Genomic DNA, 23235 nt, shown 5'->3' on the forward strand with positions numbered 1-23235 from the left:
TTAATCCTTTGTTAGAAAATCATCGTTTTCGTTTTTAAGGAAGTTAGTGAATTTATCAATTGTACCTGCTTTTGCTTTTTGTGTGACGTGTGCATAGATTTCCAATGTAGTTTTGACATCGTTATGGCCAAGTCGATATTGCACTTCTTTAATCGATGCGCCAGCTTCAAATAGTAAGGAACAATGCGTATGACGAAGACCATGTGTTGTAATAGGTTCCAATTGATGCTTTTTAATGAAATCTAAAAGCCATTGAAAAGTTTTATTTGGATCTTGCAACACGTTATATATGTTGGAGAACACTAACTGCTGTTTAGTTTTTGTATTGATTTTCTTTTCTGCAAAAAAGCTGTCTTGTTCTGAACGCCATAACTTTAACAGGTCCACTGTTTCTTGATCCAATTTAATTGTACGAGGCTTACCATTTTTAGTTGCACCTAGATACAAGCCTTTCTCACCACGTTTCACAGCCTTTGTAATGCGAATCTCCAAAGTATCGAAGTCGATATCCTTCCATTTTAACGCAAACACTTCACCTTTACGCATTCCAGAAAAAGCTAATAATCGAAATACAGCATGCTTTTTTAGGTTTGGATCTTGCTGCAAACATTGTAAAAATTGTACAAGTTGCTCCCGTGAATAGAAGTTTTCGAATTCATCATCATCGTCTTCCAATGAAATGTTATTTTTAATAATAGGCATTTCTACTAATTCGAATGGGTTCTTATCGATAATTCCATGACGAATAGCGTATTTGATAACTAACGCAGTATAGTTTTTCACCATGCTAAAACGTTTAAGCTTCTTTGCCCACTGATTCACATGTTTCTGACAAATAGTAGCATCTATTTTTGCAATACGATATTCGCCAAAGCTAGGCAAAATGTGATTTTGAAAGATACGTTTCGTCTTTAATAAAGTACTATCTTCTACCGAATTTTCGTACTGCTCCATCCACAACTCATATACATCTTGATACGTTTCCATCGCAACTTTATGAAAAGTGCCATCACGAACTTCTTGTCGAAGTTTGGCTAAAGCTTCTTTCGCTTCTTTTTTCGTTTTAAATCCGCTCCGAGTAGTAGTCTTTTCTTTTCCTGTTAAAGGGTCTACACCGATATATACATTGAATTTGAAACGAACTTCATTGTTTTTTAGTTTGTAGCTTTTAATTGAAACCAATGTAACATCACTCCTTGTACTTACGGAGACAAAGAGGATTGTAGTAACTAGTACTACAGTTTTAGTTTATGTGATAGGGGCAGCTTTAGCAAATAAGACAATAAAAAGCACAAAAGAGTTTGAGGCTCTTCTGCGTTTAAAATTTATGTTTATGCGTATCTTTCCCTATTGACTGATGGATGCCCAATATATCGATCTCCATCCTAAGGGGTAATAAGGATTGAACGGTATTGTACCACTTCTTTTTAAAGCAAATCCATCCATTACTTCAATTCATCTGTCACTATATTTTATCCAGGATATTAAGAATGATTTCTTCTAACCTAAATCCCAATGTAGCCTTTAAATTAAGATTGAAATTGATTAAAATCATCTCCCTTCTAGATTCTTAGTCAAGAGATGATTTCCTGTTGGATATTTATGTTAATATTACTATGAATATTGAGAAGGAGTGTACTTAAACTCCCATACAACTTAATCATCTTTCATGTTTTGTGGTGAAGAGCTTATTTTGCGCTTCATGGATGATGAAAGAGCAAATTCAAAAATAAAAATAGAGAATATTAAGGGATTGAGAAGTGGGGCTTAGCAGGATTTTATTATTACTGTACAGAAAGCCTAATGTCTGATGGGAGTCCGAAAGGGATTTTTATAGAAAGTAGCTGCTGTTTAGCTTTAATTAAGAAGAATAAGCAAGCGCTTTATGCGACTGGGATAACAGGAATTAAAGATAAATATAAGAAAGGACACACGACGGTGAATGTGTGGATTTAGGCAATCTTGGTTTTAAGGATTTTCTTTAGATATAGAGAAAATCATGCAAAAACTAAAAAAGACAAGAATTAGCAATAATATATTGTTCATACTCCAGGTACCTAAGGGTATGGGATTTTTTATTTTAAAGTGATATTGATTAGTTAGATGAAATGCCTATGTTTGCAACTAACTATTGATCTATCTTCTTTCGCTGAATTGAGATATTATCAAAACAAAAAGCGCAAAACTATGTTTTGCTTATAAAGTTTTGAACAGGAAAATTTAGTAAATGTATTTTGACTTCTACGCATAAGTGGGGCATAATTATATGCGTAGAGTATTTTTATTTTTGAGAGAAGGTGTGTTATGGCAAGGACTGAGTTCATTATGGAAATGATCAAAAATAATAATGGTGTCATAACTGCTGCCGAAGTAACAAAAGCAGGAATTTCACGTGGTAATCTCAAATATATGATGGATACAGGTTTGTTAGAACGGACAGGTAGAGGCGTATATCAACTGGTTGGATCATTGGAAGATGAAATGTATAATCTTCAAGTTCGTTATAAACGTGGGATTTTTTCTGGGGCTACTGCACTTTATTTATTTGATTTAACCGACAGGACGCCAGCAAAATTTCAAATGACCTTTCCTCATAATTACAATACTTCAACTGTAAAAAGCGAAAATGTGAATTGCAATCGTGTCATAATGGAATTGTATGATCTTGGAGTTGTAGAAGTAAAAACACCTAAAGGGAATACAGTGAGAGCTTATAGCATGGAAAGGACATTATGCGATATCTTGCGAAAGCATAATAAAACAGATAAACAGATCATCACAGATGGCTTTAAACGCTACTTTAGAAGAAAAGACAAGAACATTGCATTGCTGTGTGAATATGGCAAGAAACTAAAGGTGGAAGGAAAACTTCAAACCTATTTAGAAGTGCTTCTATAAACAATGTATAGAAGAAAAAATTGGAGGAATACAAATGTCAAGTACAACACAACGTGCCGAACTACAATCTCAAATCTGGAAAATAGCCAATGATGTCCGTGGCTCAGTAGATGGATGGGATTTTAAACAATATGTTTTAGGAACGCTTTTTTATCGTTTCATAAGCGAGAACTTTTCTAGTTATATTGAAGCGGGAGACGAAAGCGTCATTTATGCAGACCTTCCTGATGATATTATAACTAAAGAAATCAAAGAGGATGCTATTAAAACAAAAGGTTATTTCATATATCCAAGTCAGCTGTTTGCTAATATTGCGAAAACCGCCAACACAAATGAACGTTTGAATACTGATTTAGCTGCTATATTTTCTGCTATTGAAAGTTCAGCAAATGGTTATCCATCTGAACTAGATATTAAAGGATTATTTGCCGATTTTGACACGACAAGCAATAGATTGGGAAATACAGTGAAAGATAAAAACAGTCGTTTAGCTGCTGTCATTAAAGGCGTTGAAGGGCTTAATTTTGGTGGTTTTGAAGATAGTCAAATTGACCTTTTTGGTGATGCCTATGAGTTTTTAATATCTAATTATGCTGCAAATGCTGGTAAATCTGGAGGAGAATTCTTCACACCGCAGAGCATATCTAAGCTTATTGCTCAATTAGCAATCCACAAGCAAACAACCATTAATAAGATTTATGACCCTGCAGCCGGTTCAGGTTCATTGCTATTACAAGCAAAAAAACAGTTTGATGATCATATTATCGAAGATGGTTTTTATGGACAGGAGATTAACCATACAACTTATAATCTTGCTCGTATGAATATGTTTTTACATAATATAAACTACGATAAGTTTAATATTGCTTTAGGAAATACGTTATTAGACCCTCAATTTGGTGATGAAAAACCTTTTGATGCTATTGTATCTAATCCACCTTATTCCGTAAATTGGATTGGTAGTGATGACCCGACACTTATTAATGATGAAAGATTTGCTCCTGCAGGTGTATTAGCCCCAAAATCTAAAGCTGATTTTGCCTTTGTACTACATACGCTAAGTTACCTTTCAAGTAAAGGTCGTGCTGCTATCGTTTGTTTCCCTGGCATTTTTTACCGAGGTGGTGCAGAGCAAAAAATTAGAAAGTATCTGATTGATAATAACTTTGTTGAAACAGTTATTTCATTAGCACCTAACCTTTTTTATGGGACTTCAATAGCGGTTAATATCTTGGTTCTTTCTAAACATAAAACCGATAATAAAACTCAATTTATTGATGCAAGTGGAGTTGATTTCTATAAAAAAGAAACGAATAATAACATACTTACAGATGAACATATCGAGCGAATAATGGAAATATTTGAAAACAAAAAAGATGTTGATTTTGTTGCAAATTCTGTTGAATATGATGTAATCGTTCAAAAAGATTACAACCTATCTGTGAGCTACTATGTGGAAGCAAAAGACATAAGGGAAGTCATCGATATAAATGAACTGAATGCAGAAATAAAAACGACTGTAGCGAAAATAGACCAACTACGTGCTGAAATTGATAACATTATTGAGGTGATTGAATCATGATTAAGCCGAACTTTATGGAGAAACTCCTTAAGGGGGGGGAGGTTGAGTGGAAGGCCTTACGGGAAGTTGTAAATATAAATAATGGTAAAGATTGGAAAAAACTGAGTGTTGGTAATATACCTGTTTATGGTTCGGGCGGAGTTATGGCTTATGTAGATAAATTTGCATATAATAAACCTACTGTTCTAATTCCAAGAAAAGGTTCGATTACAAATATATTTTATGTTGAAGAGCCCATATGGAATGTTGATACGATTTATTACACAGAAATTGACATTAATCAACTTATACCTAAATTTTTCTACTATTACATGAAAACTATTGATTTAATGAAGTTTGATACAGGTTCTGGCAGACCTAGCCTAACTCAAGCTATTTTGTACGAAATCCCAATCCCCATTCCCCCCCTTAAAGTACAAGAAGAAATAGTCCGTATTTTGGACGCCTTCACAGTGCTTACAGAAGAGCTTACTGCAGAACTTACAGCAAGGAAAAAGCAATATGAGTATTATCGTGATAAGTTGTTTACTTTTGAAGAGGGTGAAATTGAATGGAAAGCGTTGGGGGAGCTTGCCGAGAATCTTGACTCAATGCGTAAACCGATTACTAGTAGTGTAAGAGAGTTTGGAGATATTCCGTATTATGGTGCATCTGGTATTGTTGATTATGTAAAAGATTATATTTTTGAAGGTGATTTTTTACTTGTTTCGGAAGATGGGGCAAATTTACTTGCTAGAAATACACCAATTGCATTCAGCGCTAATGGTAAAATGTGGGTTAATAATCATGCTCATGTACTTAAATTTAAGACTTATGAAGAACGAAGATTTGTAGAATTTTATTTAAATCATATCGATTTAACTCCCTATATATCTGGGGCGGCTCAACCCAAATTAAATCAAAAAAAATTGAATAGCATCATGGTTCCCAATCCTTTGCCTTTACAAAAAAAGCGTATAGTATCAATCCTCGATAAATTCGATGCCTTGATATCCTCTAATACCGAGGGCTTACTTCGTGAAATAGAATTGCGTCAAAAACAATATAAATATTACAGTAATATACTTCTTAGCTTTCCAAATGAGGAGGTAGAGGCATAATATGGGTGTTTCATTAACTGATATTGCACAAACGTTGAAAGACGCCAAATATAAAACTAAAGCTAAAGATGCGAGTGAATCTGATGTAAAAGTTCAGTTGATTTATGCTTTTAATGGGACGGGGAAAACTAGGCTTTCACGGGAATTCAAATCGTTAGTACCAACGAAATCAGATGAGGATACGGAGTTAGAGTTATCGGAAGTAGTGGGTAAAAAATATCTTTATTATAATGCTTTTACGGAAGATTTGTTTTATTGGGATAACGACTTAGAAAATGATACTGAACCAAAACTTAAAATCCATCCTAATACTTTTACAAACTGGATTTTAGAAATACAGGGACAAGACAGGAATATTATTTCTAATTTTCAACACTATACCGATGAAAAATTAACTCCACATTTTAATGAAGAATATTCTATTAAAGATAAGAATGGGAATAATGTGACAGTAGGGGCTTTTACAGAAATAACTTTTTCATATGAACGTGGTAATGATGAGATTTCATATAACATTAAAATTTCAAAAGGTGAAGAGAGTAACTTTGTATGGTGTGTTTTTTATTCTCTACTTGAACAAGTTATTGATGTATTAAATGCAGCTGAACCAAGTGATAGAGAAACAGATCAATTTGATCATTTGGAATATGTATTTATAGATGACCCAGTAAGTTCATTGGATGACAATCGTTTGATTGAATTAGCGGTAAATTTGGCAAAATTGATTAAGACAAGTCAGTCAGACCTTAAATTTATTATAACCACACATAATCCTTTATTTTATAATGTATTGCATAATGAGTTTAAGAAAGATAAATTTAAAAAATATTTTCTTAAAAAAAGGGGAGATGGAGAACATGAATTAGTTTCCCAAAGGTATGATTCACCTTTCTCCTATCACCTTTCCTTAATAACTGAAATAGAGACGGCTATTAGAACAGATCAATTAAAAAAGTATCATTTTAATTACCTTAGGAATATTTTGGAGAAAACATCGACATTTTTGGGTTATGACAACTGGGGGGAACTTTTAGTTGAAATTACAGAGGGAAATCCTGAACCTTATATTACAAGAATCGTTAATATTTCGAGTCATTCTAAGCATTCAGGAGATGAAATAGCTGAATTATCAGATGATGATAAGCGTGTTTTGAATTATTTACTAAAAGGACTTAAGGAAAAATTTCATTTTAAATAAGATGAAAGAAATGAAATTGAAGTAGGGGAGTAGGGAAATTAATGAGCAATTTCAAACCCATCACAGAATCAAACAACTTTATAGTTTTAGATAAATATACCAAGATAGATCAACAAGGAGCAGGCTATCAAACAGAAGCTGATATAGAACGAGAACTGATTCAAGATTTAGTTAATCAAGGTTATGAACATCTACCAAGCTTAACTACTCCTGAAAAAATGCTTGCTAATGTTCGTGTGCAACTGCAAAACCTTAATAATGTGCAATTTTCAGAAGCTGAATGGATTAGATTTTGTGAGCAGTTTTTAGATAAACCCAGTGATAACCAAATTGATAAAACCCGTAAAATTCATAACGATTATATTTATGACTTTGTTTTTGATGATGGGCGTATTCAAAACATCTACCTAGTAGACAAAAAGAATATTGCCAACAATAAAGTGCAAGTAATTTCCCAATTTGAACAAAAAGGAACGCAAGCCAATAGATATGATGTTACCATTTTAGTCAATGGCATACCTTTAGTACAAGTAGAGCTTAAAAAGCGTGGAATTGCCATTCGTGAAGCCTTTAATCAGGTTCATCGATATAGTAAAGAGAGCTTTAATTCAGAAAACTCTCTGTTTAAATATTTACAGATTTTCGTGATTTCTAATGGAACAGATTGCCGTTATTTTGCTAATACAACTAAACGTGATAAAAACAGTTTTGATTTTACTATGAACTGGGCAAAATCGGATAATACTCTGATAAAAGATTTAAAAGATTTCACGGCTACATTTTTTCAGAAAAACACTTTATTGAATGTACTACTAAAATATTCCGTTTTTGATGTGGGCGATAACCTGCTGATTATGCGCCCGTATCAAATAGCTGCCGTTGAGAGAATTTTATGGAAAATTGGAAGTTCATACCTAGCCGGAAATTGGAGTACCACCGAAAGTGGTGGATATATTTGGCATACAACAGGTTCGGGGAAAACGCTTACGAGTTTTAAAGCAGCTCGTTTGGCTACTGACCTGGATTTTGTAGATAAAGTATTTTTTGTTGTAGATAGGAAAGACCTAGATTTTCAGACGATGAAAGAATATCAGCGTTTTTCCCCTGATAGTGTTAATGGTTCAGAAAGTACCGCAGGATTAAAGCGTAACATTGAAAAAGATGATAATAAAATTATTGTGACGACGATTCAAAAACTCAATAACTTAATTAAAAGCGAAACAGAGTTGCCTATATATAATAAGCAAGTGGTATTTATTTTTGATGAAGCCCACCGTTCCCAATTTGGTGAAGCTCAAAAGAATATCAATAAAAAGTTTAAGAAGTTCTATCAATTTGGATTTACAGGTACGCCTATTTTCCAAGAAAATGCGTTAGGTTATGAAACAACTGCTTCTGTCTTTGGTCGAGAGTTACACTCTTATGTAATTACGGATGCCATTAGAGATGAAAAAGTTTTAAAGTTCAAAGTAGATTATAACGATGTACGTCCCAAGTTCAAAACGATTGAAAAAGAGCAGGACGAGAAAAAGTTATCGGCAGCAGAAAATAAAGAAGCATTACTACATCCTGAACGGATTAAAGAAATATCTCAATATATTCTGAATAATTTTAGAATAAAAACCCATCGGTTAAATCCGAATGGAAAAGGATTTAATGCCATGTTTGCTGTGAGCGGTGTTGAAGCAGCTAAACTCTACTATGAATCATTAAATAACTTACAACAGGGAAGCAGTAAACCCCTTAAGATTGCGACAATCTTCTCTTTTGCTGCTAATGAAGAGCAAACTGCTATAGGTGAAATTCTTGATGAAACTTTTGAACCTTCAGCAATGGATAGTAGTGCAAAAGAGTTTTTAAGTTTAGCCATTAAAGACTATAATGCCATGTTTAAAACCAATTATGGTGTAGAAAGTAAGGAATTTCAAAATTATTATCGTGACCTTGCTAAACGAGTAAAAAACAAAGAGATTGATTTGTTGATTGTTGTAGGAATGTTTTTAACTGGTTTTGACGCACCTACATTAAATACTTTATTTGTTGATAAAAATCTTAGGTATCATGGTTTAATGCAAGCTTTTTCGAGAACAAATCGTATTTATGATTCCACCAAAACCTTTGGAAATATTATTACTTTTAGAGATTTAGAACAAGCAACCATAGACGCCATTACTCTTTTTGGAGATAAAAACACTAAAAATGTGGTGCTGGAGAAAAGCTACACGGAGTATATGGGAGGATTCACTGATGTGGCAACTGGTGAAGGCCGTCGTGGATATGTAGATGTAGTAAATGAATTAAAGGAACGTTTTCCTAATGTTGATAATATTGTTACTGAAAAGGAAAAAAAAGAGTTTGCGAAACTCTTTGGTGAATATTTGCGTATTGAAAATATCCTTCAGAACTATGATGAATTTTCAGGTTTAAAAGCTTTGCAAGCAATAGATATTACTGATCCTAAAGCTTTAGAAGATTTCAAATCTGCTCACTATGTTACTGATGAAGATATTACTGCTATGCAAGAGATTCAGGTGTTAGAAGAAAGAGCTATTCAAGATTATCGTTCTTCATATAATGATATTCGTGATTGGCTCCGCCATGAAAGAAATGGAAAAGAAAAGGAAAGTGTTTCTATTGATTGGGATGATGTTGTCTTTGAAGTAGATCTTTTAAAATCCCAAGAGATTAATTTAGATTACATTCTTGAACTTATTTTTGAACAAAACAAGAAAGTAAAAGATAAAGCAACATTGGTTGAAGAGATTCGTCGTTTAATTCGATCTAGCGTAGGAAACCGTGCAAAAGAAAGCTTAGTAGTTGATTTTATCAACCAAGCTGATTTAGACGGTATTCAAGATAAAGCAAGTATTATTGATGCCTTCTTCTCATTTGCCCAAATTGAGCAAAAACGTGAAGCAGAAGAGTTGATTAACACTGAAAAACTTAATGAAGATGCTGCAAAAAGATATATTTTGAATTCATTAAAAAGAGAATACGCTAGTGAAAACGGAACGGAACTTAATGAAATTCTTCCTAAAATGAGTCCTCTTAATCCTCAATATTTAACAAAAAAGCAGGGCGTTTTTCAGAAAATTTCTGCCTTCGTTGATAAGTTTAAGGGAGTAGGTGGAAAAATTTAATAAATCTAAAATAGAAAGGATAGGGTGGATTAATGGCAGAATTCAATTATGAGTAACCGAAAAAATGGCATATTGTCCGAGTCTTCAAAGGGATGGACAAAAGAACTCAATCTAATCAGTTGTAACGGACGTGAACCGAAATATGATATCCGTTAGGCGCCAAATTATGAGAAGATGGGTAAATGGTGTCACGTTAAGTAATGAAGAGTTAGATAAGCTGAAGGAAGCATTGCTTATTGTGCTAACGGGGTGCTTTACTTCAAGATGGGATTCTACAGAATCCCATCTTTTTCTTATTCAACTCCCATGAAAGAACTTAATCACCTTTCATTTTCTGTGGTGGAAAGCTTATTTTTTTGCGTTTCATGGATGGCTAACGGGGCAGCTTAGTTGAAGAGTGTTGTTTAACTAATTGTTGAACAATTGGGCCACATTATTGAATAACAACCTTTTATAAAATGTTATCAAACGACGGTTTGGGAAAGTTTAAACCATCAATCAACCAAATAAATGTGCCTGTCTATGTCTGGCTTATCACACCAAGATTATTACTGTTACTTGATGCTTTTGACTATCAGTAATAACTTTTCATGATTTTTCAAGCAGAATGTTACAATCCAAATAAGATTCTCATTATTTCTTTATCATGTTTATGCTGTATTGCATCGGTGATACTTAATTTATCCGCTCTAATACACTTTTTCAATATCAGAATATCTGTAAAATGCTCTCTTATTAAAATATATATTAAGAGCATTAATTAAGAATTCTTCTTTCAATTTATCAAGCATGACGATTCTTCCATTCTTTTTATAGTAAGAAACGATAATATATGGTTTTTTCGAATTGATAACATTCGTATAATAAATTGTGTCCTCTATATTCATAATTTCTGAAAGAGAAAAATTAACTTTGTTTAAAGGTAATGAAGTGAATTCCTTAGTGAGGTTTTCATGTAACATAAGAATTTGTACTTCAATTACTTTTCCAAGAAAAATTCCTTGGAAAAGTTTGTTATAAACATCAACAGCTGACATTGTGATAATAATCCATTTTATCTTCATTAGTGTAAAAAGCTTTCCAAACAAAATAGTTGTCATGATCAAAATAAGTTCGAGGAACAACATACCGTTGATTGAAGTTTTTTACTGCTGTTACTAAACCGTCTATATTGAAATCCTTATATTTTGAAGTGGTGTTTGCTGGTTGCTGTCTATACCCAAGCTTCATTGATTTTTGTCCAATAATTGATCCATTAATATACTACTCATGCACTGTTCGTTTTAATACAATACATATTGTTGCTGCTTTCTCTAAGGACAATAAATACCTCATTTTTTGTTTTCTCCTAATTTAATAAACATCATAAGTTTTATAGTAATTTAGTAAATCTTGTAGAGTAATTTGTTTTACTTTTTCTGTTGCATGAGTATATACTCTTTCGTTTATATCAGACTTAATTACATGTCCTACGCGATCCCGAACTCCAAAAGGGTCTGCACCTGCTTCACGAAAATGTGTTATATGAGTATGACGAAGTCCGTGTATTGTTATATTTTTAATGTCAGCTTTGACGAGGGCATCTTTTAAATATTCATTTGGATAATTTCCTTTTAAATAGTTATTAACAGTATTATTGAAAATAATTTGTTCATTATCTGATTTACATTGATGTCCTAAATGTATCAAATGTTCAATCTGTAATTCTTTCCATTTTTTTAACATATTCAGAGTTACAGGATCTAAAGGAATAATGCGACTCAGTTTTCCTTTAGTAACTCCAACATTTTTTCCGTTGTTATATTTAGAATATGAATATGCTGCATGAATAGAAAGTTTTCCTGTATCGAATTTTAAATCGGACCAAGTTAATACTATGATGAGGTTAAATTACATTAATAAAAATATGAATTGGAGTGCTGGGTTTGAACTTAGATCCCTTTTACGATGAACTAGAAATACTACTAAAAAGTTCTTTACCACTTAAACTCGAAGGAGGAAGTATTCTAGATATTGGCTGCGGTAAGGGCTGGCTAACTAGGATCTTATATAATAATTTTTATGAGAATGCTGTTATTGGAATAGATAAGAATAGAGATAACATAGATGATTGTAGGATTAATGCTGATAACCTCCCCATTAAGTATAAAGTGTTAGATATGGTTGATTTAACGCCCGATACCTTTCTAAACAATTATTCTTTTATTACCTGTCATAATGTCTTAGGGTATATACCAAATCCTGTTGAACAACTTCTTAAAATATACTCATGGCTTCAAACAGATGGTTTACTTTCTCTTGTAGTGAGAACCCCGTCTGGTAGGTTCGCAGAGGTTTATGAACAATCAAAATCCCCTAACCTAGCACTTAAACGATATAAGGATATGAGAATGAATGGGAGTTTTAAAGATGAATTTGAATTTTACACACTGTCTGATTTGATAAGCATGATTGAAGTTGCAGGTTTTTCTGTTTTAAAAATTCAAGGGCTATATTCGCTTGAAAAGTATCTTCCTACAGGTTATGAGACATTTAAGAATACATTTTCTGTATCTAATATAGATCAATATTTCTATAATTGGATACTGTGCCAGAAATGAAAATAATATTAAAATTATTGGAAAAACAAACTGAACTTATTGAAATGAATTGGGGGAAGAAAATTAATGTTATTAAAAAAACTCAAAATTTATAATTACAAGAAGTTTGAAGAGTTTTCTTTAGATTTTGATAATAACTTTTCTATAATGATTGGGAATAATGGGGCTGGTAAATCAACGTTATTAGAAATAATACATTTAGCATTGACAGGGATAGTAAATGGAAAACCAATCTTTTATGAATTATCTCCCTATATTTTTAATAGAAAAATTGTTAACCAGTTTATCGAAGAAGTAAAAGTTGATAATAAGAAAACTCCCCCCGAAACCAAGATAGAAATCTACTTCTCGGAGTCAGAAGATTCTGATCTCAATGAATTAATGGGGATAGAAAATAGCGAAAATATTAATGTGCCGGGGTTTGTGTTTTCTATTAAATTTAATGAGCATTATCGGGAAGAATATCAGCAGTATATTGAAAATGAAAATTTTATACATATCCCTACTGAGTACTATATGGTTGAATGGAAAAGTTTTGCGGGGGCAGCAATTACTACGAGATCAATTCCGATAAAATCGCACCTAATCGACTCAACTACTACCAGTTTAGCTGCCAGTTCTCAAAAGTATATTATGAAGATTATCTCAGATGTCTTAGATGAAAAACAAAAAGCTAATCTAGCAGTTCTTTATCGAAGCTATAAGGAAAAGTTTGGAGAAGATCCTAATATAGTATCTATAAATGAAGTATTAAACGATAAGAAGAATCTCATGTTAGACGACAATAGGAATTTATCAATATCGTTAGATGTGACTCAAAAGGCTACTTGGGAATCAGCAATTGCTGCTTTCTTAGACAATATCCCCTTCGATTATATTGGTAAAGGGGAACAAAATGTTATAAAGACTACACTATCTATTGGAAACAGAAAGCCTAAAAGAAATTTAATATTAATTGAAGAACCTGAAAGCCATCTTTCATTTTCAAATATGAGAATTTTATTAGATAAAATTATATCCGAGTGTTCTGATCAACAATTACTAATTACCACTCATAGCTCATATGTATTAAATAAAATGGCGATGGAAAATGTTATTCTACTTGGTGAAAATAGAAGTGGGAAGCTAAGTCAATTGCCAAAGGATACAAGATATTATTTTCAAAAACTACCTAACTATGACACTTTAAGATTTATTTTATCTAAGAAGGTAATATTAGTCGAAGGACCAGCAGATGATTTAACCATTCAAAAAGCCTATCATCAAAAATATAATAAGCTTCCTTTAGATGACGGGATAGATGTTATATCAGTCAACGGACTATCATTCAAAAGATTTTTAGATATAGCGAAGTTACTAAATATAAATACTGTAGTAGTTACAGATAACGATTATGATTATGAAAAGAATATTATCAACAAATATAGGGACTACATGGGTGGGACAATTAAATTGTGTTTTAGCACAAATAATGAACTAAATACCTTAGAACCACAGGTGTTAAAATGTGATGCTGGTAATTACGAAAAATTAAAAACAATACTAGGTAAACATGATAAGTCTGAAGATGAGTTGTTAGAATTTATATTGAAAAACAAAACTGATTGGGCGTTTAAAGTATTTTTAAACAGCGAAATACAATTAATTTATCCGGAGTATATAAATAATGCCATCCAATAAAAGAATTATTAAAGCTGCAGCTGGGACAGGTAAGACTACATTATTAATAGGAGAAGCAGTATTGAATTATAAAGAAGGTAAAGTACTGTACCTCACATATACGAATGCCAATCTAAACTCTATGAAGAGGGATCTCATGGACTCAGTAGGAATCATACCTACAAACATAAAATGTAAGACATGGACGGACTTTTTACTGAATGAATGCGCTAAGCCGTATAGAAAGCTTGTGGGAGGACCGGAAATAGAAGGACTTAATTTTTGTTCTCTAGGAGAAATTCCACGCTTAAAAGGTATAAAAGCTACCAATTGGAGGTATTACTACGATTTTCAAGGAAGACTCTATTATCAAAGGTTGGCTCAGTTTTGTCATTTAGTATTAGAAGCTTCTAGGGGAGCAATCATTGATAGGCTTGAAAAAATATATACCACTATTCTTATAGATGAAGTTCAAGATATGGGAGGGTATGATCTAAAAATAATCGAGGCTATTTATAGGTCTAACTTAAATCTTGTAGTCGTTGGAGATCATAGACAAGCAACTTATTCAACAAATTCAGGTACTTTCCTAAACAGATACAGAGGGATAAACATCTTTAATTTCTTTACCGAGGTATTAGGGCATCACAATCTTGAAAGCTTAGATAAGTGTCATCGCTGTCCACAAATAGTTTGCGATTTAGCAAATACATTATATAGTAACCTTAACATGCAATCAGTAAAGAAAGTTACCAATGAAGATGTAGGTACATACTTGGTAAGTATGGACAACGTATCTAAGTATATAGAACATTTTATGCCAACAGTACTTTATTATAATATTAGTTCGCTTAACAAGTTTATATCTAATATGAACGGAGAAATAGACTTTGAATCAATAACTTTTGGCAAATCAAAAGGGTTAAGCTTTGATAATGTTTTAATACTTCCCACTAAAGAAATGGAAAACCATATAATAAAGGGAAGTCACAAAATGTCGGATGCGGTAATAGCACAGTTCTATGTTGCTATTACGAGAAGTAAGAATAATATTGCCATTCTATCAAATAAATCACCTTACCTTGACTTTTTAATTCAATGGGAGCAAGACAGTAACAAGCTGTTGTTAAATACATGAGATATAAATAGCGTATTTTTAAAGTTAGTATGTTGGACGTTATAGATAAAAATAGCGATTGCAGGGGAGTAAAAAGTTAAACTTCAAAAATAATTAAGCAATGAGGGAAACATATGTATAAGATTACTTGTGAATTAACTCTTACTAATCCAAATTATTTTGGTAAGTTGAAATTGAAAATGAGAAGAGGAAGTGGTTTTTGGATTAATGAATGTTACTATTATAATTACAAATTGGACGAATTTGGTACATATTTAACTGTAGATAGTTATGTATATGATGGTGATTTAACAGTTAAAGATATAGTTCGTAGAAGAGCAATAGGAAATATTGAAAGGGCAAACAAGCTGGTAAACTTTCTTTTTGGATTTAAATTAATAGATGAATATCCGAACCACTTTAGGCGACCATTAGTAGCAGTTAAAAAGATTCCACCAACTCCATTAAAAAGCTCGGAGAATATTAATAAAATCCATAAATGTATGTCTAGCCTAGATAATGTTGTAAAGTCTGATAAGAAAAAGGAAAGGGATAATGAAGAGAAATTAAGAAAGAAATATTATGCTGCAATAAACTATTTTGTTCGTAGTCTAGATGCAATGGATGTTGAGCTATATGAAGATGCTTTATTAAGTTTGTATCGAGGACTTGAAGTATTAGTAAGGGAAGAGTACAAAAATATTAAACAGGATATAATAAATGATTTTAGGAAATACTTCATAAAGTTTCTTAATGAGACGTTAAATGAAGTCTATGGGGAAAAACACAGGGAGTTATTTAACGCTTTTGAAAGTGTAATGACGAACAAGCTAATGACCGATACAAGAATAATCTTAAAAGTATTACAAGAATTCAGAGTATTTCCAGATGAACAAATATCGAATATAAAAGAGCTATGTCGTGTAAGAAATTCACTCTCTCATGGCAATACGGAAGAAAACGATATTCCACAAAAGTTATTTGCGGTCGGTCAACATGTTTTAAGAAGTATGATAGCATTAATATTATTAAAGAAAAGCTATAATAAAGCCTTTCCTATTACTGATATTGATTAACGAGGTAAATAATACCTTTGAATCTATTTGAGAACGTTAATATTACTTGCTATTGATATGTATGGTGTAGGATCAAAAGTAGGATTAGAAATATTTCATGAAAAAGATATAAAATTATTTTTACAGATTTACACAAGGCTTTTAATAATAGAGTTACAAAAACATCCTCAGTCACCATTCTGATTGCCGAATTTCTTATTGATATATTATTAATAGTCTGGAAAACATATATGTAATATAGTGGATAAAATAGAGTGGAGTAAATAGATGTTAGATTTTAAAGAGTTGTCAAATGACGGTACAGATTTAGAATGATTCTTATTAGAGAGTGATTTGAAGTATATTGGACTGGTAAAGGACCAGATGGTGGTAGAGATTTAATGCTTGTTGAAAAAGCTATGGGCTATCTTGAAAAATTTGAACGAACTTGGCTTGTTCAATGCAAACATTTTGCTCATTCAGTTAGGAGCGTAGGAAAAGTTGAAGCTAATTCGATAATTGTGGATTGCGAACGAATTAAAGCAAAAGGATATCTATTAGTTTGCACAACAGCACTAACAGCACATAAAGAATTAATGGGAAATCAAGAATTAACAATTCAGTATTGGGACGAAGTTCGGTTGGAAGAAAGATTAATGAAACGCTCTAATTTTTCTCTAATAGAAGAATTTTTCCCCTAAAATTCAGCAAATATTAGATGGAAAATACATCCTACCTATTCATTCATCTTTATGGACAGCATAATTTTAAAAAAGCATTTTTATATTTATCTACTAGAATAAGTATCCATTTTAAAAGCGTTGCTTATATAACAAAAATTTATGAAAAGACATATAATTTTCAAGAGTGGTCTAGTCTTAACGTGAAAAATATCCAGCTAAGAGCTATATATTTTGATGATAAATAAACTAACTATTTGGCATTTGTAGATATTATTTTTGACAAAGAAATCGAACCTGATAATCCATTTGATAGAAGTGAAGTTCAACTTAGGAAGTATATAGAAGACAAATTAAGTGAAGGGGCTTTACCATATATTATAAAAGCTGAGTATGGTTTAGTAGATATACAATAGGATGTCAATGTATATTATGAGAAGTTACATAGTGAAGGGTTTGATGTGCAACCTAAAGAATACAATGATCTCTAGATTAATTACTTTAAATACGGATATAGAAGATGAAAATTAGGGGGATGAGTCATGGATTTATTATCAATTGTTTCAAACTTAAGTTCATTTGCAACTTTACACTCTTGGTTAACTAGCCAAATTGAAAAAAAGAACGAAAACCTTTCGAGTGAAAACTTAAATAAAATAGATGTAGAAATGAAGCAAATGATTGATTCTTGCTTTAATCATAAAGAAGATGTTCAAATTTTAGATGAATTTATTACTAACCATTCTTATAACTTCAAGAGATATGGAACGGAAAATCTATTTAGTAATTCAGAGAAAGATAAAGTAATACAAGAATTTATAAGTAAAAATCCGAGAATTAATAAAGAGCTAATTGAATCAATACTAAATCAATATTTTGTGAAATTGAATAATTATCTAAATGATAATATTTCTTTAGAATCAAAAATGTTGAAAAGATGGATTGAAAAAAGTAAAAATGAAGTAATTGCTGTATTGGAGGAAAAAATACCAGTTAATAAATTCTCTCAAAACAATGAATATAGCCAAAGAATTATTGAGCTAGGTAATTTAATACATTTAGAAGTATTAAGAAGTGATTTTCAACTTTCTATTTTTAACAGGAACTTCCCAATAGACTATCTAGTAGGAAATAATCTAAAGGATATATTTTTTAAGATTGAAAAGTATTTAAACTCAATTAATATTAAGGAGATTAATGAAAAAACGTGTTGGGAAACTAATTTAGCAATGGAGTCATTGTTGAATTTTATTACATATATTTCTGAGGATATGTCAATAGAAGTAAGGGATTTATATAGCAAAAAAATAAGGAAAATAATTGTCTGTATCGAAGAGTACGATGGAAAAACAAATGAATACTATATGTCATTAGGTGCTTTAGGGTTAATGGATAATAATTCTGATGAAAGAATATTTGAAGTAGTAATGAATAATTTAATAGAATTCTTATTTAAGGTTTATGAAATATTAAAATACTGTCTAAAGGAAAAGGATTATAAAAGTATAGAAAATAAAACGGTTAAAAATATTCATTTACATACATATAATAAGATTAGACATTATTTTACTAATGAGACTAGGACTATACTTAGGGAAATATTGGAACATGGAGAAATTAATGATGTAAAACTAGCAGAAGCAATAGGAATTAAAATTTTTGAATTAAGGAGAATATTAAAAGCTTCTACAAGAGAATTAGTGGCTTATAAATTTGTAGATAATTTTTCTACTAATTTACAAATAAAATATCAATATATAGAGACAATACACGTTTATTACCAACAGTTATTTGAGGGGTTAGAAGAATGAAAATCAAATTTGTGAAAGTTTGGGATAATATTAAGTTTGGATATGTTAAGTTTATTATCTTACAAGTAGAAGAGTGCGACAAATTTTTAACTGAATCAAATTTTAATCCAGGCTATAAATTTATTATTCAAGCTATTTATAATAGAGTTGGAGCATCAGGGGGGCATAAATTTAACCCCTATTATTTTGAAGAGAAAGTAAAAGATTCTAGTGTTGCTATTAATTCTACCGAAGCCGAAGTTTTAGGTTTCTATCTAAATAATATAGATGATGTACATGAGATTCCTAATGATTTATATACTGATAATATATGGAAAGTTTTATATACATCGATGGATTTTGAAGATCAAACTGAAGATAATTATGATGCTAGTATATGTTATAAAGTATTATTAATTAATAATGATACGACTTTCAGAAAAGATTTAGATTTTTTAATAGATTTTTTAGAAGAGGATAATCATAGAAATTCAGATATATTTAAGGAGGCTGATTTAATCACATTCAAAGAAAGTTTATTAAGGGATAAAGAGAAATTTAAGGATACTCTTGATGAACCAATTAGACGTATTAAGATGCTAATTGTAAATAAAAGAGATTTTAAAATAGTAGATAGCTACAGTTCCATAACATCACCCAATGACGCTATAGCTAGGTATTTATGGCATGAATCTGAAGAATTTCCTAGTATATTATTTGAAAAATTATATGAAGTAAATGAAGAAGAACTTTATGGAAAACGCTTATTTGATTTTAACCTGGACTAAATAAAAGAATTTCCATAGAATAAGGAATTAGTGTCGTATTCATTATTTGCTCTCTTTGCTTTAAGTATGCTTGAAACTCAACACTTAATTGAATTAGAATTAAAAGAAGGTAAAAGATGGGGTAAAAAATTGAAACAATAGTTATAGATTCAAGAAATAATTTACCCTCAGCCTCTAAAGTAAGAAATAGAAATCAAATATAATTAATAAAGTATGTCTCCGTAAGCATTTTTAGCAAACCTTATTAATTCCTTTGTAAGAGCAATTTCAGATTGTCAGAAAAGCCTTGTAAACGTTGATATTACAAGGTTTTCTGATTTTATAGATAGAACACCCGCCGTCTCCATAATACGATTTCATTGACTTTCAATGAATGTCAAAACCCTTGTATATCAAGGGTTTTTTCTTTTGCTGTCTACTATATAATCGCATTTAGTTTAACTCAATGGCATTTAGTATGGCATTTTTTCAGAGTTAACAATTCATGTAATTTGCAAATCTTTCAGCTGCTGCCTCGTTAGCTTTTTTTGTAACGTGAGTATAGATATTCATCGTAGTTTTAATGTCACTATGTCCCATGCGTTCTTGTACTTCTTTAATGCTTACTTCAGCTTCAAAAAGTAGACTGCAATGTGTGTGACGTAATCCATGGGTTGTAATCTCGTCTAAGTTATACTTTTTTTGAACTTGTAGCATCCATTTACGAGTTTTTGTAGGTTGTAGATACTCATTGCTCTCATTGCTGAACACCAACTGTTTTGGTTGCAGTGTATTAAAGCCGAGAACTAAATAATCTTGCTTTTGTTGCTTTTTCCACTCTTGTAAAATATCCATCGTAATCCTATCCATTTTGATTGTACGAATAGAGGCCTTATTTTTTGTCGTTTTCAAATATAAACGGTTATCTTCACCACGTAACAAAGCTTTGTTAATACGGATTTCGGCATTTTTAAAGTTTATATCGTTCCACGTTAATGCAAGAGCCTCTCCTTTTCTCATTCCGCTGAAAGCTAGTAAGCGGAATAAAGTAAATGCTTTAAAGTTTTTTCTCATTCTCTAGGCATTTTAGAAAGTGAATCAATTGCTCTTTTGTATAGTAATTGATTTTTTCATCGTCAATGGGTTGCTCAAGATTTTTAGGCATTGTTACACGCTTCAAACAGTTATCAGAAATAATCTCGAGCGTTACAGCGTAGTCAAATACTTTTGAAGCATAGGACTTAACTATGCGGTATTTTTGAAGCTTTTCAAACCATTCATTCACATGTTTTTGACATACCTGTACATTAATCTTATCTATTTTGTATTCACCAAGCGCGGGTAAAATATGATTTTTAAAAATACCTTTTGTTTTTACAAATGTACTTTCCTGAACTGTATTTTTATACTAATAAATCCACAATCTGTAAATTTCAGTGAATGTATTAACGGATTTTTTACGGAAGTCACCTCTATCTATCTCAAGCTGTAAGCGAGATAAGGCGAGTTGAGCTTCTTTTTTTGTATTAAATCCACTTCTAGTCGTTTTGATACGCTTTCCAGTTAGAGAATCAGTACCAATGTATATTTGGAATTTATAAAAGTTCTTACCGTTTTTTTTGTAACTATGAATAGTTGTCATGAATATTCCTCCTAATAGACGCTTGCGGGGCAAGTTAAATAAGGAGATTAGGAACTAAGTGTCTTCTCGAATGGCACGTAAGCCTAATAAAAAGTATTTTAATGCTATAAGTTCTTTTTTATTTAAATAAGTTCCATCTAATTGAAAATTAGGGTTTTCTTCAAAAATATAATTAAGGTTTATTTTAGATTTTAAATTTGATAATTCTATTGATAATTCCCTGATTTCTTCCTCAAAGCCTCTTATTAAACGGCCTTCTTCTATTTCCTTTAAATAATCTTTAGTTTGTTGATTAGATTTTTTCGGTAAGGGTTTATAACCTGCTAATTCTAACATTTCTGCCTCTATGGCAGCACGCACCAATGGGTTTTCCGCCATGCCATGAGATAATTTTTCAATAATTTTTTTTGACGGAACTTTTTCAGAAGCTTCTAATAATGAGAGATAGGGTTGTGATACACCCGTTAATCTATGGAATTCGCTTATATTAAGATCATTTTCTAAGCGGTACTTTTTTAAATAGTCTCCAAATGTCTTAAGTTTTGACACCGGATGAATAAAAAAAGACCACCTCGTATGAGATGGATGCATCTTTCTATTTATTCAATTAAAGCCCCCGTTAGTACAATAGATTATTATCATTTCTAAATTCCGAGATATAATTCACTATTTCATTTAAATTGTTTTTTATACTTCTAATAACTTCTCTTTCAAGTTCTTCTGTATTTATTTCATTCTCTTTAAATAGAATATAGAGTTTCTCTTTCCAGTAAAGCCAATCCTTTTCATCGAGTGAATAAAGGTAGTTTATTTTTTCAAAAACCAGAGTTTCAAGCAAGTACATTACAACATATAAAGTTATTGCACGGTATTTTCCGTTATCATAAATAACTTTTACATTGTGCATTGTAAAAGAAAGCCCTTCAATTAATTCACCGTCATATAATTCAAAAGCATTTACTAAGTAGTCATTAATTATATTTAGAATAAATTCTTCACTGTAATACTTAATAGCTTGGTCATTATCTAAATTATCCAATAAAAATCACCTCGCAATCCCTAGTATGGTCTGTCAAAATAGAATCTCACAGTACTATTCGGATATTTTTGAATAAATTCTCCTGCAACACTTTTACAACTTTTACAAGGTTCTAATCGAGTATAAATCTCTACCTCGATATTGACATTCAAAGACAAAATATTATAATCATTATTCAAACGTTGAATAACATTTGAAAAATCCTCTAATATTTTATATTCGGTATCGTACATTCTAGTAAAAGCACCTGGTCCATTTATCACATTATCGGAATTAACTCTTAAGGGTGAAAATACTGAAGTATGAATTCTCGGACTTAGTACGAACCGACTATCTAAACAAGACATTAACCTCAATAAATTTTTTCTTGTTTCTTGAATTTTTACACCAAAAAGTTTTCTATCGTTCATACTATGTATTTGACTACTTGAATATACATAATCGATAGGTGGAACAATTTTCCCTGTATTATTCCTGAATTTTATCATACCTACTGCAAAATTCTTATCGAATAAAAATACATTTCTTACATGTTTATCTGTAGATCTTTCTAGATAAAATTGGTTCACAAAAGACTCGAAATTTACATACTTTTGACGAAGTGCAAGTCCTGTTGGGCTTTCAAAATAATAATAACTCTCAGATAACCTCATTCGACAACTTCCTAACTTATTAAAATTGTAATAATTAATGGTGATGTTTGGACTAGAAATTATTTTTAATAACATTACTTTAGCATATATTCCAAATTTAGTTTATTAAAAAATGCAAATTTGCTTCTTATTCAACTAAAGGAGGCTTCGTTAGTTGAACAAGAATCCATTCCACAACTCTTAAGTAATGGTTTTGTAGGTTGCGTATTTTCAATGATAACCTGATATATGTTTAATTTCGAAACTCCAATTCTGACACGAGCATCCTCGGTAATATTGGGCATCATACATTCTCCTTTTTTAAAACTATACGTT

At 31.4% G+C, this 23235-nt stretch carries 20 protein-coding genes and 2 pseudogenes; 13 read left to right on the forward strand and 9 right to left on the reverse strand.

Annotation, left to right across the window (positions count from 1 at the left end):
• Positions 1-1182, reverse strand: a complete 1182-nt coding sequence (locus C9J29_RS16000) for a site-specific integrase (protein WP_107922416.1) — start codon at positions 1180-1182, stop codon at positions 1-3.
• A 1143-nt stretch (positions 1183-2325) separates the two neighbouring features.
• Here C9J29_RS16000 and C9J29_RS16005 point away from each other — a divergent pair.
• The 6 genes and pseudogenes from C9J29_RS16005 to C9J29_RS16030 all read left to right on the forward strand — a co-directional run bounded on the left by C9J29_RS16005 (position 2326) and on the right by C9J29_RS16030 (position 10228).
• Entirely contained in the window at positions 2326-2898 is a 573-nt protein-coding gene (locus C9J29_RS16005) for a type IV toxin-antitoxin system AbiEi family antitoxin domain-containing protein (RefSeq protein ID WP_237068855.1), read from the forward strand.
• Between the two features lie 34 nt (positions 2899-2932).
• Positions 2933-4480, forward strand: a complete 1548-nt coding sequence (locus C9J29_RS16010) for a type I restriction-modification system subunit M (protein WP_107922418.1) — start codon at positions 2933-2935, stop codon at positions 4478-4480.
• Positions 4477-5580, forward strand: coding sequence for a restriction endonuclease subunit S (locus C9J29_RS16015; RefSeq protein ID WP_107922419.1), 1104 nt, complete (start codon positions 4477-4479; stop codon positions 5578-5580). Before C9J29_RS16010 ends, C9J29_RS16015 begins: the two co-directional genes overlap by 4 nt.
• A gap of 1 nt (position 5581) precedes the next feature.
• Positions 5582-6778 carry an AAA family ATPase gene (locus C9J29_RS16020; protein ID WP_107922420.1) on the forward strand — a complete coding sequence of 399 codons (1197 nt, stop codon included), beginning with the start codon at positions 5582-5584 and terminating at the stop codon, positions 6776-6778.
• A gap of 41 nt (positions 6779-6819) precedes the next feature.
• Positions 6820-9918 (forward strand): HsdR family type I site-specific deoxyribonuclease, encoded by a 3099-nt coding sequence (locus C9J29_RS16025; protein WP_107922421.1) that lies wholly within the window; start codon positions 6820-6822, stop codon positions 9916-9918.
• Positions 9919-9966: 48 nt separating this feature from the next.
• Positions 9967-10228: pseudogene (locus tag C9J29_RS16030) on the forward strand (YdbC family protein).
• 379 nt (positions 10229-10607) lie between these two features.
• On the opposite strand, the gene C9J29_RS16035 reads toward C9J29_RS16030, so the two are convergent.
• Together C9J29_RS16035 and C9J29_RS16040 are read right to left on the reverse strand one after the other, a co-directional pair.
• Positions 10608-10955: a hypothetical protein gene (locus tag C9J29_RS16035; protein WP_141390425.1), complete on the reverse strand. Its 348-nt coding sequence runs from the start codon at positions 10953-10955 to the stop codon at positions 10608-10610.
• Between the two features lie 316 nt (positions 10956-11271).
• Entirely contained in the window at positions 11272-11799 is a 528-nt protein-coding gene (locus tag C9J29_RS16040; RefSeq protein WP_107922423.1) for a tyrosine-type recombinase/integrase, read from the reverse strand.
• Positions 11800-11843: 44 nt separating this feature from the next.
• Here C9J29_RS16040 and C9J29_RS16045 point away from each other — a divergent pair, with 44 nt between their 5' ends.
• From C9J29_RS16045 to C9J29_RS16075, 7 genes and pseudogenes are all read left to right on the forward strand, one after another.
• Positions 11844-12518 (forward strand): class I SAM-dependent methyltransferase, encoded by a 675-nt coding sequence (locus tag C9J29_RS16045; RefSeq protein ID WP_164908739.1) that lies wholly within the window; start codon positions 11844-11846, stop codon positions 12516-12518.
• A 66-nt stretch (positions 12519-12584) separates the two neighbouring features.
• Positions 12585-14198 (forward strand): ATP-dependent nuclease, encoded by a 1614-nt coding sequence (locus tag C9J29_RS16050; protein ID WP_107922425.1) that lies wholly within the window; start codon positions 12585-12587, stop codon positions 14196-14198.
• Complete coding sequence (locus C9J29_RS16055; protein WP_237068856.1) at positions 14185-15315, forward strand: UvrD-helicase domain-containing protein; 1131 nt, start codon at positions 14185-14187, stop codon at positions 15313-15315. Before C9J29_RS16050 ends, C9J29_RS16055 begins: the two co-directional genes overlap by 14 nt.
• 113 nt (positions 15316-15428) lie before the next feature.
• Positions 15429-16370 carry a hypothetical protein gene (locus C9J29_RS16060; protein ID WP_107922427.1) on the forward strand — a complete coding sequence of 314 codons (942 nt, stop codon included), beginning with the start codon at positions 15429-15431 and terminating at the stop codon, positions 16368-16370.
• Between the two features lie 347 nt (positions 16371-16717).
• Positions 16718-17050: pseudogene (locus tag C9J29_RS16065) on the forward strand (restriction endonuclease); the annotation flags it as partial.
• A 521-nt stretch (positions 17051-17571) separates the two neighbouring features.
• Positions 17572-18840 carry a hypothetical protein gene (locus tag C9J29_RS16070; protein ID WP_107922429.1) on the forward strand — a complete coding sequence of 423 codons (1269 nt, stop codon included), beginning with the start codon at positions 17572-17574 and terminating at the stop codon, positions 18838-18840.
• A complete protein-coding gene (locus C9J29_RS16075; RefSeq protein ID WP_107922430.1) occupies positions 18837-19607 on the forward strand; it encodes a hypothetical protein in 771 nt (256 codons plus the stop codon). Before C9J29_RS16070 ends, C9J29_RS16075 begins: the two co-directional genes overlap by 4 nt.
• Positions 19608-20081: 474 nt before the next feature.
• On the opposite strand, the gene C9J29_RS24740 is transcribed toward C9J29_RS16075, so the two are convergent.
• Genes C9J29_RS24740 through C9J29_RS16095 form a run of 6 tightly spaced genes read right to left on the reverse strand, consistent with a single transcriptional unit; the run spans position 20082 to position 22920 of the window.
• Positions 20082-20660 carry a site-specific integrase gene (locus tag C9J29_RS24740; RefSeq protein WP_237068857.1) on the reverse strand — a complete coding sequence of 193 codons (579 nt, stop codon included), beginning with the start codon at positions 20658-20660 and terminating at the stop codon, positions 20082-20084.
• Entirely contained in the window at positions 20644-20949 is a 306-nt protein-coding gene (locus C9J29_RS24745; RefSeq protein ID WP_307723782.1) for a tyrosine-type recombinase/integrase, read from the reverse strand. The genes C9J29_RS24740 and C9J29_RS24745 overlap by 17 nt, the downstream gene beginning before the upstream one ends.
• Before the next feature lie 45 nt (positions 20950-20994).
• Positions 20995-21228, reverse strand: coding sequence for an Arm DNA-binding domain-containing protein (locus tag C9J29_RS24755; RefSeq protein WP_237068859.1), 234 nt, complete (start codon positions 21226-21228; stop codon positions 20995-20997).
• 54 nt (positions 21229-21282) lie between these two features.
• Complete coding sequence (locus C9J29_RS16085; protein WP_107922431.1) at positions 21283-21819, reverse strand: helix-turn-helix domain-containing protein; 537 nt, start codon at positions 21817-21819, stop codon at positions 21283-21285.
• A 28-nt stretch (positions 21820-21847) separates the two neighbouring features.
• Positions 21848-22267 (reverse strand): hypothetical protein, encoded by a 420-nt coding sequence (locus C9J29_RS16090; protein ID WP_107922432.1) that lies wholly within the window; start codon positions 22265-22267, stop codon positions 21848-21850.
• A gap of 20 nt (positions 22268-22287) precedes the next feature.
• Entirely contained in the window at positions 22288-22920 is a 633-nt protein-coding gene (locus tag C9J29_RS16095; RefSeq protein ID WP_164908738.1) for a deaminase domain-containing protein, read from the reverse strand.
• Positions 22921-23235: the final 315 nt, after the last annotated feature.

This window comes from Lysinibacillus fusiformis, from assembly GCF_003049525.1.
Lineage (GTDB): Bacteria > Bacillota > Bacilli > Bacillales_A > Planococcaceae > Lysinibacillus > Lysinibacillus fusiformis.